Consider the following 16309-nt stretch of genomic DNA (forward strand, 5'->3'; position numbering starts at 1 on the left):
GCGGGGCGTTCCTAGACTGAAGTCACGCATCGCAATGATCGCGATACCCAGCGACTTCAGGAGCCCATCATGCAACACAACACGTTCAGCACTTCCGCACGGTTGCGTGCCCTTGCCACGGCTGTGGCGTTTGCCGGTGCCGCGGCGGTCTCGTTCTCGGCGCATGCGGCCGATGCCGCAGCCGGGGCCGATCGCGATGCATCGCCGGTGACGCATGCCAGCCTGATGCACGAGCTGCAGGAGCTGCGCGCGGTGGGCTACGACCTGCTCGACGACAATTTCCCGGAGTCGCTGCAGCGCGCGCAGCGCAAGGTCGAGGCGAAGCATCGTGCGGCGGAGCAGGCGAAGGCCGCGCAGCCGGCGTCGGCAGGCTGAGTGGACGGACGTCGTTTTATTTCACCCGGGTGTAATTGACATCCCGTATTTCACCCGGATAAAATCCACGCATCGTTCAATGCGTGGAGGTATCGATGTCATCCCCTCAACAGGCCACGGCCTTTGCCGGCGACCGGCGGCTGGCCAGTGGCACCTATCTGGACGTCGCGCTCGCGATCCGGGACGCCGTGGCGGCCGGATCCGACGCGACGATGCTGGCCTTCGACGATGTCACCGGCCGGCAGATCGATTTCGATCTGCGCGGCTCGGATGCGGACATCGCCGCGCGACTGGCGGCGCCCGAGCCCACCGGCACGGACAGCGCCCGCAAGCGCGCGGGACGGCCATCCCTTGGCGTCGCGGCGCGCGAGGTCACGCTGTTGCCGCGCCATTGGGAATGGCTCGGCGACCAGCCCGGCGGAGCGTCGGCCGCCTTGCGCCGGCTCGTCGATGCCGCGAGCACCTCGCCCGAAGCCGACCGGCGCCGCGCGCAGCAAACCGCGGACCGCTTCATGTCCGTGATGCTCGGCAACCAGCCCGGCTACGAGGACGCCTCCCGCGCGCTATACGCCGCCGACCGCGAGCGCTTCATGACGCTGAGCCGCCAATGGCCCAAAGACCTGCGCGAGCACGCGCGGAAGCTGGCGGCGGGAGCGTTTGCGCGGTAGATCGGACGAATGGCTATGAGAGGAGTCTGAAAGTCGCAGCGGGTAGCGATAGATCAAGAGATACGTAAATGGGGAGTTGGCGGGGTGATGGAGCGATGGCGACTGTGTTGGAATGGTGACGCTGGATCGAGGGAGAGCGGTAATAGGCCCGCGATGCCTCGGTCAGGCATGGAAGTCGCCCCCGACTGTCTGGAGTCAATCATGGCGCAAACAAACATCGCTGATCCTATTAGCGCAGCAGCCCCAAGCGCAGCAGCTCCAAGCGCAGCAGTCCCTGGCGCAGCAGTCCCCGGAGAAGGGGATTCGACCACGCGCGCTCCCTGCGCGGGCGATACCGCAGACCTGCGTGGCGGGCTGGCATACCTGCTGGATCTCTTCGCCGCCTTCCCTGCAGACTTCATGCAGCATGGCCGGGAACCCCTGCGGCATGAAGAAAGGGAGCCGCTCTGATGGCGAAGTACATGCTCGACACGAACATGTGCATCTTCCTCATGAAGAACCACCCAGAGCAGGTGGCACGGCGGCTCGCGCAATGTGGTGAGGGAGACGTCGTGGTTTCGGCAGTCACGCTGGCGGAACTGGAGTACGGGGTCAGCGTGTCGGCGAATCCTATGGCCTCCCGCAAGGCGCTTCGCAGGCTGTTGGACAAACTGCCGGTGCTGTCGTGGAGCGCGTCTGCCGCGAAGGCCTACGCGCCAGTACGGGCCGCGCGACCGAAGGGAAAGGCCGACGCCATGGACAAGCTGATTGCCGCCCATGCAATCGACCGGAAGGTCATGGTGGTGACGAACAACACGAAGGACTTTGCGTACCCTGGTTTAAGCGTCGAAGACTGGACGATCGTTACACGTGGCCATAACGGTGCGGGATAGCGGTGACGATCGTCCTGCGGCTCACGCAAACTTCCCCGTCAGCCCGCCATCGACCACCAGCTCCGTGCCCGTGACGTAGGCGGCGGCATCGGAGGCCAGGAACGCGCAGGCGTTGGCCACATCCCATGCGGTGCCCATACGGCCGAGCGGGACCTGTCTGGCGCGGGCGGCGCGCGCCTCGTCGAGGCTGGTTTCGGAGAACATCTTTGCGACCGTGTTGGCAATGCGGGGCGTATCGATCAGGCCGGGCACCACCGTGTTGGCGCGGATGCCGTTGGCCGCGTATTGCTGGGCCAGCATGCGCGTGAACTGGATCACGGCGGCCTTCGTCACGCAGTACGACAGGTGCGGGTATCCAAGGTAGCGCATGCCCGCGACGGACGAGATCGCGATGATCGCGCCGCGGCCCTGTTCGACCATGTCGGGGAGGACCTGACGCGAGGCCAGCAGCAGGCTGCGCACGTTGACCGATTGCGCGAGGTCGAAGTCCTCGAGCTTCGTGTCGAGCGGGCCGCCGGTCTTGCCGATGCCAACGTTGTGGTGAAGCACGTCGATGACGCCGAAGCGCGACTTCGCTTCGGCGAACATACGCACCACGTCGGCCTCGTCGGCAATATCGCCGACGAACGTATCGGACGTGCCGCCCTCGTCGCGGATGATCGCGGCGGTTTCCTCGGCCGACGCGCGATCACGGTCGGCGACGCAGACGCGGGCGCCCAGGCGCGCGTAGGTGACGCACGCCGCGCGGCCGATGCTCCAGCCGGGGCCGGCCGAACCACCGCCCGCGACGAATACCGTGCGATCGGACAGCCCCAGCCCCACCGGCCATGCAGTGGGCGCCGTCATCCGCCACGCTCCTTTCCAGCCGCGTTGCCGCCCGCTTTGCCACCTTCGCCCACATAGGGAATCGCGTGCTCGACGGTGTCCCAGATAAACCGGCCCGACGGGCTCTGCTGTTCCTCGACGATATGCGCCACGAGTCCCGCCGCGCGCGAGATCACCGCGAAGCCGCGCATCACGGCCGTGGGCACGCCGATTTCGCCGAGCAGCGCGGCCACCGCGCCCGTGGCATTGATCGTGATCGGCCGGCCGGCAACCTCGTCCACCGCCGTGGACAGGCGTTCGAGCGCGCGGATATGCCGGCCATCGAGATCCGGCTCCGCACGCCCGAGTTCGAGCAGCTTGTAGGCGCGCGGATCGACGGGTTTGTGCAGATGGTGGCCGAAACCGGGAACCGGGCTCTTCAGGCCCTTGTAGTGACGCGCGATGGCGAGCGCCTCCGCATCGGGATCCTCGGCGGCAAGAATCCGGTCGAGCAGCTGCGAACAGTTCTCCATCGTCCCCACGAACGAACTGCCGACCGCGAGCAGGCCAGCGGACACCGCGCCCTGCAGGTTCTCGGGCGCGCTCATGTAGATCAGCCGCGTGGCGATCGCGCTAGGCGTGAGGCCATGCTCCATCAGCACGATCAGCACGACGTCGGTGATGCGCATATCGACCGCGCGCGGCTCGCGGCCGAGGATCTGCATCAGCATCACTTCGGTGAAGGTCTTCTTGCCCAGCAGGTCCTCGACCAGATCGGCATCGCGGTAATGCAGGCTCGTGAGCGTGTGGGTGCAGAGACGGGTAACGGGGGTATCGTGTTGTGCCATGGATCGGGTCTCCTTCAGGCAGCGTTCCGGGCGAGCGCGAGCTCGCGCACGGAGGTCTTGAGTACCTTGCCGACGGTCGAGCGCGGCAGGCTGGTATGGAAGTGAATGCGCTTGGGCGTCTGCACGGGTCCGAGCCGCGCGCGCACGAACGCGATCAGTTCGTCTTCGGTCGCGGTGCTTCCCTCGCGCAACTGCACGGCGGCCTGAACGGCTTCGCCCCACTTGTCGTCGGGAATGCCGAACACCGCGCTCTCGTGCACGGCCGGGTGCTGGCCCAGCGCGTTCTCCACGTCGATGGGATAGACGTTGAAGCCGCCCGTGATCACCACGTCGCGCAGGCGGTCCTTGAGGTAGAGATACCCGCGTTCGTCGATCAGCCCGCGGTCTCCCGTATGCAGCCAGCCATCGACGATCGTCTTGCCGGTGAGTTCTGGCAGCCGCCAGTAGCCCGTCATGACGAGGTCGCCGCGCGCGACGACTTCGCCGACCTCGCCCGTGGGCAGCAGCGCGCCTTCGGGCGACATGATCGCGACATCGCTGAACCACGTGGTGCGGCCCACCGACGCGAGATTGGCGGGATCCTCGAAGTCCTCGGGCCGCATTACCGTGAGCAGCTGCGGTGCCTCGGTCTGGCCATAAGTGGTGGCCATCACGGGGCCGAAGAATTCGCGCGCGACGCGCAGCTTCTCCGCGGGCATCGGCGCGCCACCATAGATCAGCCGCCGCAGCCGCGGATAGTCGCCGCGCGATGCGCCCGGCAATGCCATCAGCATGTAGATCAGCGTCGGCGGCATGAACGCGATGGAGCCGCCACGCTCGCGAAACGCGGTACGGACCGCTTCCGCGCCGCTGCCGTCCATGATCACGTGGCAGCCGCCCTGCGCCAGAATCGGCACGACGTAGGTCGACGTGCCATGCGTGACGGGCGCGGCCACGACGTAGCGATCGTTTTCGTCGAAACCCCACACGTGGATCTGGTTGACGATGTTCGCCACCCACGCACGATACGGCTGCATGACGCCCTTGGGCGCGCCCGTGGTGCCGCCCGTGAACTTGATGGCCTGCGTGGCATCGCGATCGAGCGACAGCAGGGGGCGCGGGGCGCCCGTGTGCGGGAGGATCTCCGCATCGAGCCCGGCGGTCGTCACGCGCTGGCCCGGCGCGCCATCGAGCAGCGCGGCGCAGTCCTCGTCGAACACGAGGATCGACGGCTCGGTCGCATCGACGATGCGGCGCAGTTCGAACTGCGTGCTCTTGGGGTTCAGTGGCACCCAGATCTTGCCGCTCGCGAGCACGGCCAGCAGCGCGGTCAGATGCGCGGTGGAGTTGCCCGCGCAGATGCCGACACGGCTCTGCGGCGCGGGGTCGCGTGCCTGGAACGCCGTGGCCAGCGCGGCGACGCGTCCGGCCAGCACGCGATAGGTCACGGTGCCGTCCGGCGCATCGATGGCGATGTTGTCGGGCCAGCGATCCGCGGCGCGCCAGAAGAAATCGATCGGTAGCATAAATGGTTCCTTAGTTGACGCGCGCGCCCGACTCCTGCACGACATCGTGCCAGCGCTTGATCTCGGAGAGCGCGAACGCGCGGCATTGCTCGGGGGTGCCCGGCTCGGGCGTGGCCACGAGTTCCTGCATGCGCTGCCGCACGTCGGGCGTGGCCAGCGCCTTGTTGAGCGCGGCGTTGATCTTGTCGACGATTGGCCGCGGGGTGCCGGCCGGCGCGGCGATGGCGAACCACGACTGGACATCGAAGCCCGGAAAACCGGACTCGGCGACCGTCGGCACGTCGGGCAGCAGCGACGAACGTTGCGCGCTGGTGATCGCGATCGCGCGCAGGCGGCCCGCCTTGATGTGCGGCATGGCGGAGGGCGTGTTGTCGAACATCGACTGCACCTGGCCGCCGAGCAGATCGGTCACGGCCGGCGCGCTGCCGCGATACGGCACATGCAGCATGTTGCTGCCGCTGCGCATGCGGAAGATCTCGCCGGACAGATGGATGGAAGAACCGGCGCCCGACGACGCGAACGTGACGCCGTTCGGCGACGACTTCGCAAAGCGGATGTACTCGGCCACCGTGTTGACGGGCAGCTTGGGATTCACGACGAGCACGTTCGGAATCTTGGCGATCATGCCCGCAAGCTCGAAGTCCTTGACCGGGTCGTAGCCGAGCTTCTCGTAGAGCGTGGCGTTGATCGTGTTGGCGATCGTGTAGACGTAGAGCGTGTAGCCGTCCGGCGGCGATTTGGCGACCACCTCGGCGCCCACGTTGCTGTTGGCGCCCGCGCGGTTGTCGATGACCACGGGCTGGCCGAGGTTCTCGCCGAGCTTGACGGCGACGAGCCGCGCAAGCACGTCGGTGGCGCCGCCGGCGGCATAGCCGACCACGAGCCGTACGGGCTTGGTCGGCCATGCGGGCGCCTGGGCGTGAGCGGGCTGGGCCGCGACGAGCTGGCTGCCGGATATCGCGGCGGCCAGCAGTAAGGTCCGGACGGATCGGAAGGTCATGGTTGTCTCCTGGATGGAATGCCAATCGCGCGCGTCCGTCTCTATACTGCGGACTGCATCGTCGACGTGGAAATTCTTTCCCATGCCTTCTCGCACTGCCACCAGAAACGTCCGCCAGGCGGACGTTGTGCCCCGCACCACGGACCCGGCCGAGGCCATGCCCGAGGAGGGCACCCGCGCGTTGCGGCGCGGACTGACCCTGCTCGACGCGATTCTCGCGGGTGGCCGAGAAGGGCTGCGTGTCGTGGATCTGTGCCGCGTGGCGGGCCTCGAACGGCCCACGGTCTACCGGCTACTGGCGACGCTGATCGAGGCGGGCTACGTGGCGCCGCGCGGGCGCTTTCGCTACGTCACGGGCCCGCGCCTCGCCGCGATGCCGCAGCGGCAGGCATCGACGGACGTGGCCGAGCGCATTCGCCCGGTGCTCTCGCGCGTCAGCCAGGCATGCGGCGACGCGGCATTCGCCATCGTGCGCGACGGGCCGCTTTCGCAATGCGTGGCGCGGCACGTCGGCACGCATCCGGTGCAGGTGCTGGTGATTCAGGTGGGCACGCGGCAGCCGCTCGGCGTCGGCGCGGCGGGGCTCGCACTGTTGTCGGCGCTACCCGATGCCACGGTCGGCGAGATCATGGCGGCCAACGCCGATGCGCTTGGTCAGTACAACGGCATGACGCCCGATCGCATGCGCATTCTCGTGCGGGCGACGCGCGAGCGCGGATGGTCGGTCATCGGCAATCACGCTACGCGCAACGTGCTCGCGGTGGGCATGGCCATCTCCAACGCCGATGGAGAGCCCGTGGCCGGCATCAGCGTGGCGACGACGCTCGCGCGGATGCCGCGCGAGCGTCAGCAGCTGATCGCGCGTGTCATGCGCGAGTCTGTGGGCGCGCTGCTGCCTGGCGGACTGTAGACCGGGGCTTGCGTTTCGGCTTGACCGCCCCCGCGCGCAGCGGCAGTTCGGGCCGGCCGATCTCCGCCTGCACGAAGTCGATGAACACGCGCAGCTTCATCGGCATCGCGGCGCGGTTGTAGTAGTAGAGGTAGAGCGCGGCGGGCGAGGTCCAGCCCTGCAGCACCTCGACGAGCCGGCCCTCGGCAAGCGCGGCGCCCGCCGACTCCTTCGCCAGATAGGCAAAGCCATAGCCGTCGCAGGCTGCGCGCAGCAGGAGCGCCGTATCGTTCGAGGACACGCGTCCGGTCACCGCGAGGCGCTGCGGCTTGCCCTTGTCCTGTCCCCGGTCCTCGAACTCCCACCGGTAGAGCGCGCCGCTGTCCGCGCTGCGATAGTTGATGCACTCGTGCTTGAGCAGGTCCCGCGGATGCCGGGGCACGCCCCGCGCGGCCACGTACTCGGGCGATGCCACGACAACGAACGGTACCGAGGCGATCAGCGGTATGGCCACCATGTCGTCGCCGAGCACGCTGTCGAAACGGATGCCCGCGTCGAAGCCCTTGGTGACGATATCGACGAGGCTGTTATCGACGGCGACGTCGAGGCTGATATTGGGGTGGGCGGCCAGAAAGCGGCCCAGCAGCGGCTCGATGATCAGGCGGCTGGCGGTGGATGGGATGTTCAGGCGCAGCGTGCCCATCGACACGTTCGACGCCACCGACACGTCGTGCATGGCCAGCTGCAGTTCCTCGAGCAGCGGCGCCACGCGATCCATGAACGCGCTGCCGGCCTCGGTCAGGCTGACGCTGCGCGTGGTGCGGTTGAACAGGCGCGCGCCGAGCTGCGCCTCGAGCGTGCGCACGGCATAGCTGGCCGCCGAGACGGAGATGCCCGAGGCATCGGCGGCGGCGGTGAAACTCTGGGTCTCCGCCACGCGCATGAACAGGCGTAGCGACTGGAAATCCGGCTCGCTCATTGTGAAATTCCATTGCAAGAAGCTCGCCGATTATCGTCGTTTTTCGCAGAAAGCGTGCAACGCGGATAGCGCTGCTCAGCCCTCCTTGCCGTCCACGCGCGGGCGCAGCAGCCACGGCGTGTAGCGGATCAGATACAGCACGAACGCGGCGATCCAGAGCACGCCGGCGCCGGCGATGGCGTAGGCCTTGAAGACGGGGAGGACGGCGGGCACGGCCACGCGAAGCAGGGCGGCCAGCGCGATGCACGCATAGGCCACATGTTCGAGACGTCCGGTGGCGAGCCTGCGGCCCGTATGGCCGAGCGCGGTGCGCGTGATCATCGCGAGGATCGCGCAGGCGATGGCGCCTGCGGTCAGCGCATGCAAGGCGGTGGAGCGGTCCACCCAGCCCGCCGATGCGGCGGCGATCAGCGCGAAGCCGATCGGCAGAAAGGCGTACGCGACATGGAGCATGGCGACGATCGGCGTGCGGCGTGTGCGCAGCGGGGCCCAGCCCGCGAGGCGGACCGCATGGACCGCCGCCGCTGCGGCCGCCAGCGGTATCGTCAGCCACGCGGGCGCGTGCGCGCTGTGGGCGCCAATCGAAAGCAGGGTCAGCACGACGACGGAACGTTCGACCCACGCGTACCGGTGAATGCTCGCGTCCGCGATCGCGTTGGCGGTGAACATCGGTATCACGCGGCCGCCGATAACGGTGATGAAGACGGTCACGAGTCCCGTGGCCGCTTCGGTGAGCCGCAGCGCGATATCGGCGCGGCCGGCGAGCATGGCGGCATGGAACCCCGCGTCGAGTGCGCCCAGGACGCCCAGCGCGATGGCCAGGCCGTAATTCCGGCGATTGTCCGCGCGCCGCAGCACGATAAAGAAACTCAGCGCGCAGGCGGGCAGGAACGCCGCGTCCACCGCGATGGCGAGCCACGCGGGCCCGGTCCACATCAGCACGCGCGCGAGCGTCCATAGCCCCGCCAGCGTGCCGAGCCAGATCCCTTGCGGCGTCTGCAGACCCGTCCAGTTCCTGCCCGCGGTGAACAGGAACCCGACCACCACGGCGGCCGCGAATCCGAACACCATTTCGTGCGCGTGCCAGAGCATCGTGCCGGTCCACGGTTGCGCGGACGGCTGCCACCCGCCGAGATAGAGGAGCACCCACATGGCGATGGCGATCGTGCCGAACGCGGCGGCCAGCAGGTAGAACGGACGGAAGCCCAGCGCGAGCGCGGGATGGCCACGGTAACGCGGATTCCGTTGGGCGGGAGACGGGATGGGAATCGAGATCGACATGGCACGCGGTGTGGTGAGTCGTATGTCGTCGATTCTAGTAAAGATATATTTGTTATGCAACATAAGTGAGAAAACAGCGGCAATGGCGCGCATTTTCTCGTCGTAGATGTCTTAAATCGCTCCGAAAGATTTCAGAATCTGCTCACATACAAGCGGCCCATCCGCTTCTACGATCGTGCACTTCGACCCTGCTTGGAGTGACCGGGATGCTTGCCGCTGTGATTCACCGTCTGGGGGATCTCCCCCGCCTCGATACCTTCGCCGAACCCCTGGCCGGTGCCGATGAAGTGCTCGTCCGCGTGGCCGCGGCGGCGATCAAGCCGCACGACCTCGCGCTCGCGCGGGGCCATCATCATTGCAGCCCGCTGGTGCTGCCCGCGATCTGCGGGACCGATGGCGTGGGTTACCTCGACACCGGCGAGCGCGTCTACTTCACCGGCGTGCGCGCGCCCTATGGTGCGCTGGCCGCGCTGGCACCCGCGCGGTGCGTAGCGATGATCCCGGACGACGTGGACAACGTGACGGCCGCGGCGATCGTCGATCGGGCGCTGATGGCCTGGCTGCCGCTGCGCTGGCGCGCGCGGATCGCCCCCGGCGAGACCGTGCTGGTGGTGGGGGCCTCGGGGCCGCTGGGCCAGATGACGGTACGGGCCGCGCGACTGCTCGGCGCGGCGCGCGTCGTCGTCGCCGGCCGCGGGACGGCCGAACTGGAAGCGCTGGGCGCGGACGCCGTCATCGACCTGCGGCTGCCGCCGACGCATCTGCATGAGGCCTTCGCAAGCCATGCCGTGGGCGGCATCGACGTTGTGGTGGATTTCATCTGGGGACCGATCTCGGAGGTGCTGATCGCCTCGCTCTCGGTGACGTCCGATCCCGGTGAACGGGGGGTGCGCATCGTCTCGACAGGCGAACTGATGGAAGGGCCGATCGAACTCGCGGGCGCGCACCTGCGCGACGCGCCGATTCAGCTGATGGGCGATGGTCCCGGCAATCGTCCGTCCCTACGCGAACTGGAAACGATGATCGAGGAGATCCTGGGGCATGTGGCCACCGGCGCGTTGCGCGCCGATGCCGAGGTCATGCCGCTGACCGATATCGCCGACGCCTGGGCGCGGGCGCAGGCGTCGGACAGGGAGCGGGCGGTCGTGGTACGGGTGGGATAACGACCGCTGCGCGTCAGGCGGCCTTGCGCTCCTCCGCCTTGCGCTCCTCCACCTGCCGCTCGCCACCGAGCGCATCGGTGATATCGCCGAGCAGCTGCGCGAGCTCGCCCGCCATCAGCGCGAAGTCGGCATCGAAGCGTTCGTCCTCGTCACGCGCGGTCGCGTCGTTCTGCTCCTTGATGACGTCGAGCGGCGCCACGCGCTTGATCGCGAGCGATTCGGTCATCACGAACGACACGCGGTCGTTCCACGTCATGGCCAGGCGTGTGCAGCGCTTGCCCGCGGCGATATGACGCTGCAGATCTTCGGGGTCGAGCGGATGGCGCACGTAGCGGACGGTGGCCTTGCTCTCGGCGCTCGACTGGAGCTCGATCTCCTGGTCGATCGTAAAACCCGCCGGTGCGGTGTCCGAGGCGAGCCATTCGGTCATCGCCGCCACCGGCGACTGGTTCACGTGCAGGCCGACCAGCGGCAGCGGATCGATGGCCTTGAAGAGCATGCCGCGCACTTCGTCGGCCTTGGCGGCGCCGGCCGCGTCGATCGCGAGCCAGCCGTTGACGGGGTCGATCCACACGCGCGTGTCGCGTCGGATGCTGAACGCGCGCGGCAGCAGTTCGTCGGTGACCTGCTCCTTGAGTTCGCGCAATTGCTTGCGGCCGGGCTTGAAGCCCTGCTGTTCCTCGAGCTCCGCCGCGCGGGCCTTGGTGACCTGATTGACCACCGTGGCGGGCAGCAGCTTCTTCTCGGTGCGCAACAGCAGCAGCATCTGCTGGTTGACGCAGTGCACGAGGGGGCCGTTATCGCGGGGGGCGGCCCATCCCTGCGTCTGGGGTTCCAGGCTGGTCCCGGGGAAAAATGCGTGTTTGGCGAGGCAGGCTTCCACCTCTTCCGCGCTCAGCGTCCACGGGGCGGAGAAGCGGTGCAGCTGAAGATTCTTGAACCACATGTGAATTCGGCGCCGGTCTCTGGCGAAAGGAGAAAGGGTCGAATTCTATCCGCTCGGGCGAACCATCCAGAAAAACGCGCCAAAAAAACGGGACGCCGCGGCGTTGCCGCAGTGTCCCGTTCACCGGATCCTGAAGTGTGCGACCGCTGACTTTCGTCAGATGTCGAGCTTCGAGATCTTCGTCCCTTCGAGGCTCAGGCCAGCCATCAGGCCCGCGTTGGTCAGCGCGAAGCCGACGATCGGCTGCTGTGCCGTGTTGGTGTCGAGCTGCCCGTTGGCGCCGATGGTGGCAAGTGCCACGGTGGCATCCGCGCCGGCCGTCCAGCCGCTGCTGTTCACAAATTTCTGGTACGCGTCCTGGGTCATGAACATCAGGACGAATGCCTTCGACTGGGCGCCGATCTGCCAGCCGATGGAGCCCGAGATGGCGCGATAGTAGCCACGGTTGGCGCCGCCCGAGCGCAGCACGCCGTCGCCGTATTCGCCGCCGACCACGAAACCTGCCGACAGCAGTTTCGGGAACACCAGAATGCCGCGGGCGCGGTTGGCAAGCTCCTGGGAGCCGCGGACAGAGCTGTACAGCCGGTTTAGCGTATCCGTCGCGCCTGCGTCGATCTCACGCCGTTTGGCGGCCTTGTCGGACGTTGCGTCGGGACCAGTGGTGGTACACCCCGCGAGCGACAGCGCGCCCAGGGACAGGCCAGAGATGCCCACGAGGCCGGCGCCGCCGGCGGACAGGAAGGTTCTACGTTTCATTGTTTCCTCCAGGAGGGGTTCGTGTGTTGCAACCGCCTCTACAGCATAGGCGTACGACGCACATCCGCCAATGCGATCTTGTCTGACACGGACAGGGTTCGCCTCTGACAAGCACAGACATACTTTCTTGCAATTACTTGCAAAAATCTGGCGATGGTTTGAAACAATGCAGGCTGCTGATACGCTTTTTCATCCTTCAACGATCCCCGAGATCGCCCTCCGAGACGCCCCCATGATTCAATCGATCCGCACACGCCTTCCTTCCCGTCATCGCGCCGCCGCGCTCGCATCGCTGAGCGCCGTGGCCGTGCTGTCGCTCGCCGCCTGTTCGTCCTCGAAGGCGCCGGGCGAGAGCGCGACGGCCGCCAGCGCCGAGGCCGCGGCGGCTGCGCCAGGTCCGGCCACGGCGCCGGGCGCCGATGCGGCATGGCTGAAGCAGCGCGCCCAGTACATGGATTGCGTGCAGGATCGCGCAAAGGCCAACCTGAGCGCCAAGGGCACGTCGAAGGACGTGGCCGCGGGCGCGATCGACGCGTGCAAGTCGCAGCTGTCCACGATGCACGACGCGTTCCAGGACTACCTCTCGGCGCAGATGTCGTCGTCGCATGGCAAGGCCAGCGCGCGGCAGGCCGCCGATCGCGTGACCAACGACACGCGCGAGAAGGCGCGTAGCTACCTGACGCAGTACGTCGAGCGCCAGCGCTACGAAGCAGGCCAGCGCTAGGACGACCGCGTCGCCCTACAGCATCGCCAGCGGCTCGGGCCCGCGTGGCGGTGGGAAGATCCCGTCGAGCTCCGTCAACTGCTGCGGGGTGAACACGATATCGAGCGCGCGCATGTTCTCGCGCAGCCGCTCGCGCTGAGCGGTCTTCGGTATCGCGACGACGTCGTCGAACTGGAGCAGCCAGGCCAGCGCGGCCTGCGCCGGCGTCATCCCATACCGGTCCGCGAACGCGCGCAGCGCGGGCTGGCGCAGCAGGCGCGCCTGCTCGATCGGCGAGTACGCCATCACGGGCACGCCATGCTCGCGCAGCCACGGCAACAGGTCGTACTCGATGCCGCGCCGGCTCAGGTTGTAGAGCAGCTGGTTCACCGCGACCCGGTTGCCGCCCGGTACCTCCCACAGTTCTTCCATATCGGCGAGGTCGAGGTTGCTTACCCCGAAATGCCGGATCTTGCCGGCCGCCTGCAGCCGCAGGAACGCCTCGATGGTTTCCTCGAGCGGTACGCCACCGCGCCAGTGCAGCAGGTACAGGTCGAGACGGTCCGTGCCGAGCCGGCGCAGGCTGCGCTCGCACGCGGCCACGGCGCCATCGAGGCTGGCGTTGTGCGGATACACCTTGCTGACCAGAAACGCCTCGTCACGCCGGCCGCGGATGGCCTCGCCGACCAGCGACTCCGACGCGCCTTCGCCGTACATCTCGGCGGTATCGATCAACCGCAGGCCCAGATCGAGCCCAAGTTGCAGCGTGGCGATTTCTTCGGCGCGCGTGTGGGCGTGATCTCCGACATGCCACGTCCCCATGCCGAGTGCCGGCACCTGTTCGCCGCCTGGTAACGCGACTTGTTTCATGTCCGGCCTCCGTCGTTGTGTTCAAACCAGCCCGGTCGTGTAGTAGACCGAGATCACAAAGAATACCGCGAGCGTCTTGATGACGGTCACCGCGAAGATATCGCGGTAGGACTCGCGGTGCGTCAGGCCCGTGACCGCGAGCAGCGTGATCACGGCGCCGTTGTGGGGCAGCGTGTCCATGCCGCCGCTGGCCATCGACACCACGCGATGCAGGACCTCGAGCGGGATATGGGCGGCCTGCGCGCCCTGGATGAACGCGTCCGACATCGCCGCGAGCGCGATGCTCATGCCGCCCGATGCGGAGCCCGTGATACCAGCCAGCGTGCTCACCGACACTGCCGCGTTGACAAGCGGATTCGGGATGCTGCGCAGCGCATCGCTGACCACGAGGAAGCCCGGCAACGCCGCGATGACGCCACCGAAACCGTACTCCGAGGCCGTGTTCAGCGAGGCCAGCAATGCCCCGGAAACGGCGCTCTTGGTGCCGTCCGCGAAGCGCGTGCGGACCGCGCCGAACGCCGTGACCAGCACCACGAGAATGCCCAGCAGCAGCGCGCCCTCGACGGCCCAGATCGCCGTCACGCCCGCGATCTTGGTTTCGATCGGATGCGGCAGGCCGGGTAACGACACGCTGTTCGACTCGCCGTACCAGAGCGGAATCATGCGCGTGAGCCAGAAGTTGGCCACGCCGACCACCACGAGCGGCAGCAGCGCCAGCAGCGGCGGAGGCAGCTTGCCGCCCTCGCTGTGCTGCGGCTCGTTGAGCAGGTTCGTGCCATAGCCCTCGCCACGCGCCATTGCCGCGCGGCGGCGCCATTCGAGGTACGACAGGCCCACGACGATGATGAACAGCGAACCGGCGACGCCGAGGATCGGCGCGGCCCATGACGTGGTCTTGAAGAACGTGGTGGGAATGATGTTCTGGATCTGCGGCGTGCCGGGCAGCGAGTCCATCGTGAACGAGAACGCGCCCAGCGCGATCGCACCGGGCATCAGGCGCTTGGGAATATTGCTCTGGCGGTAGAGCTCGGCCGCGAACGGATAGACCGCGAACACCACCACGAACAGCGACACGCCACCGTACGTCAGCAGCGCGCAGACGGCCACGATCACCGCATTCGCGCGCGAGCGTCCGATATAGCGGATGGCCGCCGCGACGATCGACTCGGAGAAGCCGGAGAGCTCGACGACCTTGCCGAACACCGCGCCGAGCAGGAACACCGGAAAGTACAGTTTGACGAAGCCGACCATCTTCTCCATGAAGATGCCCGAGAACACGGGGGCCACGGCCGCCGGTTCGGTCAGCAGGACGGCGCCGAGCGCCGCGATGGGCGCAAACAGGATCACGCTATAGCCGCGGTAGGCGGCAAACATCAGGAAGGCGAGCGCCGCCAACACGATGAGGAACGACATGAGGTCTCCAGATATGGGGATTGCAGCCCGGGCACTCTGCCACAGCCCCGAGGATTGTGTCCGCCACGTGCGTCAAACATAGGTCCGATTGACAGCCATGAGCGCAGGTGCGAGGACAGCCCCGGGGCCGTAACAAATTGTGATGGCCGCTGGTAATGCAAGCGGCCCGCTCGAAGCGGGCCGCGGCGACATCTATATATAGACGATTCTAGTCGGCTTGCATGTTCGCGTTCTTCGCGATGCGGCCCAGACGCTCGCGCTCGGACTTGATGAACGCGATGAAACTCTCCTGCGAGCCACCGGCCGGTTCGATGCCGTTCGGCAGCAGGCGATCGCGCGTTTCCTGCGTCTGCATCGCGGCCGTCATTTCGCTGTTGAGTTTTTTCAGAATGGCCGGGTCGGTGCCCTTGGGCGCGAAGACGCCGGCCCAGTGGCCGATATGGACATCGGCAAGGCCCTGCTCGGCGGTGGTCGGGATGTTCGGCGCCGCGCTCATACGCTTGTCCCACGTCGCGCCGAGCGCCTTGAGCTTGCCTGCCTTGATCTGCGGCAGGACCACGACGCTGGCTTCCGACGTCGCGGCGACCTGGCCGCCGATGACTGCGGCGATGCTTTCCGATCCGCTCTTGTAAGGCACCACGACGAGGTCCGCGCCTTTCTCCTTGAGCATCTCTTCAACGAAGTGCGGCGTGCTGCCGCTGCCGGCCGTGGCGAAGTTCGCCCCTTTCTGCTTCTTCGAATACTCGATGAGTTCCTTGAGGTTGTTCACCGGCAGCGAGGGCGTGGCCACGATCACCGACGGGCTCACCGCGATCAGCGACACCGGGATGAGGTCGTCCGGCGCGTACGGCATCTTGGTGCGGATGAGGCTGTTGGTGACGGTGCCCACCGCGCCGACGAGGAACGTGTAGCCGTCCGGCTTGGCCTTCGCGACATAGTCGGCGCCGACGACGCCACCGGCACCGGGGCGGTTCTCGATGATGACGGGCTGGCCGAGGCGCTTGCCGACCGCTTCCGCCGCGGCGCGCGCGACGAGGTCGTTGGCGCCGCCGGCCGTGAACGGTACGACGAACTTGATGACATGGCCTGGCCACGTCTCGGCGGCGGATGCCGCCGGGGAGAGCGTGGCGGAGGCGAGCGTGGCGAAAAGCGAGGCGGCGGCCAGCAGCGTGGCGCGCGAGGAGCATAGGCGCATCAGGTGTCTCCGGTAGTTGTGGAATGGTCGGAGATCCGATCT

Annotated in this window: 17 protein-coding genes; 6 read left to right on the forward strand and 11 right to left on the reverse strand. The window is 67.3% G+C overall.

Annotation, left to right across the window (positions count from 1 at the left end):
• The first annotated feature begins 69 nt into the window (after positions 1-69).
• From FOB72_RS00115 to FOB72_RS00125, 3 genes are all read left to right on the forward strand, one after another.
• Positions 70-375 (forward strand): DUF4148 domain-containing protein, encoded by a 306-nt coding sequence (locus FOB72_RS00115; RefSeq protein WP_150370674.1) that lies wholly within the window; start codon positions 70-72, stop codon positions 373-375.
• A gap of 95 nt (positions 376-470) precedes the next feature.
• Positions 471-1043, forward strand: a complete 573-nt coding sequence (locus FOB72_RS00120) for a DUF2239 family protein (RefSeq protein ID WP_150370675.1) — start codon at positions 471-473, stop codon at positions 1041-1043.
• Positions 1044-1492: 449 nt separating this feature from the next.
• Positions 1493-1915 (forward strand): type II toxin-antitoxin system VapC family toxin, encoded by a 423-nt coding sequence (locus FOB72_RS00125; RefSeq protein WP_150370676.1) that lies wholly within the window; start codon positions 1493-1495, stop codon positions 1913-1915.
• Between the two features lie 21 nt (positions 1916-1936).
• Here FOB72_RS00125 and FOB72_RS00130 read toward each other — a convergent pair whose 3' ends face one another.
• The 4 genes from FOB72_RS00130 to FOB72_RS00145 are packed head-to-tail and all read right to left on the reverse strand — an operon-like array spanning position 1937 to position 6072.
• Entirely contained in the window at positions 1937-2761 is an 825-nt protein-coding gene (locus FOB72_RS00130; protein WP_150370677.1) for an SDR family NAD(P)-dependent oxidoreductase, read from the reverse strand.
• Complete coding sequence (locus FOB72_RS00135; protein ID WP_150370678.1) at positions 2758-3567, reverse strand: citryl-CoA lyase; 810 nt, start codon at positions 3565-3567, stop codon at positions 2758-2760. Before FOB72_RS00135 ends, FOB72_RS00130 begins: the two co-directional genes overlap by 4 nt.
• Before the next feature lie 14 nt (positions 3568-3581).
• Positions 3582-5072: a class I adenylate-forming enzyme family protein gene (locus FOB72_RS00140; RefSeq protein ID WP_150370679.1), complete on the reverse strand. Its 1491-nt coding sequence runs from the start codon at positions 5070-5072 to the stop codon at positions 3582-3584.
• A gap of 10 nt (positions 5073-5082) precedes the next feature.
• The gene (locus FOB72_RS00145) at positions 5083-6072 is read right to left on the reverse strand and encodes a tripartite tricarboxylate transporter substrate binding protein (protein WP_150370680.1); all 990 of its coding nucleotides are present in this window, start codon (positions 6070-6072) and stop codon (positions 5083-5085) included.
• A gap of 82 nt (positions 6073-6154) precedes the next feature.
• On the opposite strand from FOB72_RS00145, the gene FOB72_RS00150 reads away from it, so the two are divergent.
• Positions 6155-6982 (forward strand): IclR family transcriptional regulator, encoded by an 828-nt coding sequence (locus FOB72_RS00150; RefSeq protein ID WP_150370681.1) that lies wholly within the window; start codon positions 6155-6157, stop codon positions 6980-6982.
• Here the strand turns inward: FOB72_RS00150 and FOB72_RS00155 are convergent.
• Both FOB72_RS00155 and FOB72_RS00160 read right to left on the reverse strand, forming a co-directional pair.
• A complete protein-coding gene (locus FOB72_RS00155; RefSeq protein ID WP_150370682.1) occupies positions 6939-7940 on the reverse strand; it encodes a LysR family transcriptional regulator in 1002 nt (333 codons plus the stop codon). The genes FOB72_RS00150 and FOB72_RS00155 overlap by 44 nt on opposite strands.
• 75 nt (positions 7941-8015) lie before the next feature.
• On the reverse strand, positions 8016-9221 hold the full coding sequence (locus tag FOB72_RS00160; protein ID WP_150370683.1) for an NnrS family protein: 1206 nt from the start codon (positions 9219-9221) through the stop codon (positions 8016-8018).
• A gap of 206 nt (positions 9222-9427) precedes the next feature.
• Between FOB72_RS00160 and FOB72_RS00165 the strand changes: the two genes are divergently transcribed.
• The gene (locus tag FOB72_RS00165; protein WP_150370684.1) at positions 9428-10384 is read left to right on the forward strand and encodes a zinc-binding alcohol dehydrogenase family protein; all 957 of its coding nucleotides are present in this window, start codon (positions 9428-9430) and stop codon (positions 10382-10384) included.
• Positions 10385-10397: 13 nt separating this feature from the next.
• Here the strand turns inward: FOB72_RS00165 and FOB72_RS00170 are convergent, their stop codons facing one another.
• Entirely contained in the window at positions 10398-11330 is a 933-nt protein-coding gene (locus tag FOB72_RS00170; RefSeq protein WP_150370685.1) for a recombination-associated protein RdgC, read from the reverse strand.
• Positions 11331-11486: 156 nt separating this feature from the next.
• The gene (locus FOB72_RS00175) at positions 11487-12086 is read right to left on the reverse strand and encodes a YSC84-related protein (RefSeq protein ID WP_150370686.1); all 600 of its coding nucleotides are present in this window, start codon (positions 12084-12086) and stop codon (positions 11487-11489) included.
• A gap of 232 nt (positions 12087-12318) precedes the next feature.
• Here FOB72_RS00175 and FOB72_RS00180 point away from each other — a divergent pair, with 232 nt between their 5' ends.
• Positions 12319-12810 (forward strand): hypothetical protein, encoded by a 492-nt coding sequence (locus FOB72_RS00180; protein WP_150370687.1) that lies wholly within the window; start codon positions 12319-12321, stop codon positions 12808-12810.
• Between the two features lie 15 nt (positions 12811-12825).
• Here FOB72_RS00180 and FOB72_RS00185 read toward each other — a convergent pair whose 3' ends face one another.
• From FOB72_RS00185 to FOB72_RS00195, 3 genes are all read right to left on the reverse strand, one after another.
• Positions 12826-13659 carry an aldo/keto reductase gene (locus tag FOB72_RS00185; protein WP_150370688.1) on the reverse strand — a complete coding sequence of 278 codons (834 nt, stop codon included), beginning with the start codon at positions 13657-13659 and terminating at the stop codon, positions 12826-12828.
• Between the two features lie 21 nt (positions 13660-13680).
• Positions 13681-15072 (reverse strand): GntP family permease, encoded by a 1392-nt coding sequence (locus FOB72_RS00190; protein WP_150370689.1) that lies wholly within the window; start codon positions 15070-15072, stop codon positions 13681-13683.
• A gap of 208 nt (positions 15073-15280) precedes the next feature.
• Entirely contained in the window at positions 15281-16267 is a 987-nt protein-coding gene (locus FOB72_RS00195; RefSeq protein ID WP_150370690.1) for a Bug family tripartite tricarboxylate transporter substrate binding protein, read from the reverse strand.
• Positions 16268-16309: the final 42 nt, after the last annotated feature.

This window comes from Cupriavidus pauculus, assembly GCF_008693385.1.
Taxonomy (GTDB): Bacteria; Pseudomonadota; Gammaproteobacteria; order Burkholderiales; family Burkholderiaceae; genus Cupriavidus; species Cupriavidus pauculus_D.

What these genes read in the sequence shown, in the direction of transcription:
- FOB72_RS00120 (WP_150370675.1), top strand. Translation starts at nt 471, where the DNA reads ATGTCATCCCCTCAACAGGCCACGGCCTTTGCCGGCGACCGGCGGCTG.
- FOB72_RS00195 (WP_150370690.1), bottom strand. Translation starts at nt 16,267, where the DNA reads ATGCGCCTATGCTCCTCGCGCGCCACGCTGCTGGCCGCCGCCTCGCTT.
- FOB72_RS00160 (WP_150370683.1), bottom strand. Translation starts at nt 9,221, where the DNA reads ATGTCGATCTCGATTCCCATCCCGTCTCCCGCCCAACGGAATCCGCGT.
- FOB72_RS00170 (WP_150370685.1), bottom strand. Translation starts at nt 11,330, where the DNA reads ATGTGGTTCAAGAATCTTCAGCTGCACCGCTTCTCCGCCCCGTGGACG.
- FOB72_RS00155 (WP_150370682.1), bottom strand. Translation starts at nt 7,940, where the DNA reads ATGAGCGAGCCGGATTTCCAGTCGCTACGCCTGTTCATGCGCGTGGCG.
- FOB72_RS00185 (WP_150370688.1), bottom strand. Translation starts at nt 13,659, where the DNA reads ATGAAACAAGTCGCGTTACCAGGCGGCGAACAGGTGCCGGCACTCGGC.
- FOB72_RS00135 (WP_150370678.1), bottom strand. Translation starts at nt 3,567, where the DNA reads ATGGCACAACACGATACCCCCGTTACCCGTCTCTGCACCCACACGCTC.
- FOB72_RS00165 (WP_150370684.1), top strand. Translation starts at nt 9,428, where the DNA reads ATGCTTGCCGCTGTGATTCACCGTCTGGGGGATCTCCCCCGCCTCGAT.
- FOB72_RS00130 (WP_150370677.1), bottom strand. Translation starts at nt 2,761, where the DNA reads ATGACGGCGCCCACTGCATGGCCGGTGGGGCTGGGGCTGTCCGATCGC.
- FOB72_RS00180 (WP_150370687.1), top strand. Translation starts at nt 12,319, where the DNA reads ATGATTCAATCGATCCGCACACGCCTTCCTTCCCGTCATCGCGCCGCC.
- FOB72_RS00145 (WP_150370680.1), bottom strand. Translation starts at nt 6,072, where the DNA reads ATGACCTTCCGATCCGTCCGGACCTTACTGCTGGCCGCCGCGATATCC.
- FOB72_RS00175 (WP_150370686.1), bottom strand. Translation starts at nt 12,086, where the DNA reads ATGAAACGTAGAACCTTCCTGTCCGCCGGCGGCGCCGGCCTCGTGGGC.
- FOB72_RS00125 (WP_150370676.1), top strand. Translation starts at nt 1,493, where the DNA reads ATGGCGAAGTACATGCTCGACACGAACATGTGCATCTTCCTCATGAAG.
- FOB72_RS00115 (WP_150370674.1), top strand. Translation starts at nt 70, where the DNA reads ATGCAACACAACACGTTCAGCACTTCCGCACGGTTGCGTGCCCTTGCC.
- FOB72_RS00150 (WP_150370681.1), top strand. Translation starts at nt 6,155, where the DNA reads ATGCCTTCTCGCACTGCCACCAGAAACGTCCGCCAGGCGGACGTTGTG.
- FOB72_RS00190 (WP_150370689.1), bottom strand. Translation starts at nt 15,072, where the DNA reads ATGTCGTTCCTCATCGTGTTGGCGGCGCTCGCCTTCCTGATGTTTGCC.
- FOB72_RS00140 (WP_150370679.1), bottom strand. Translation starts at nt 5,072, where the DNA reads ATGCTACCGATCGATTTCTTCTGGCGCGCCGCGGATCGCTGGCCCGAC.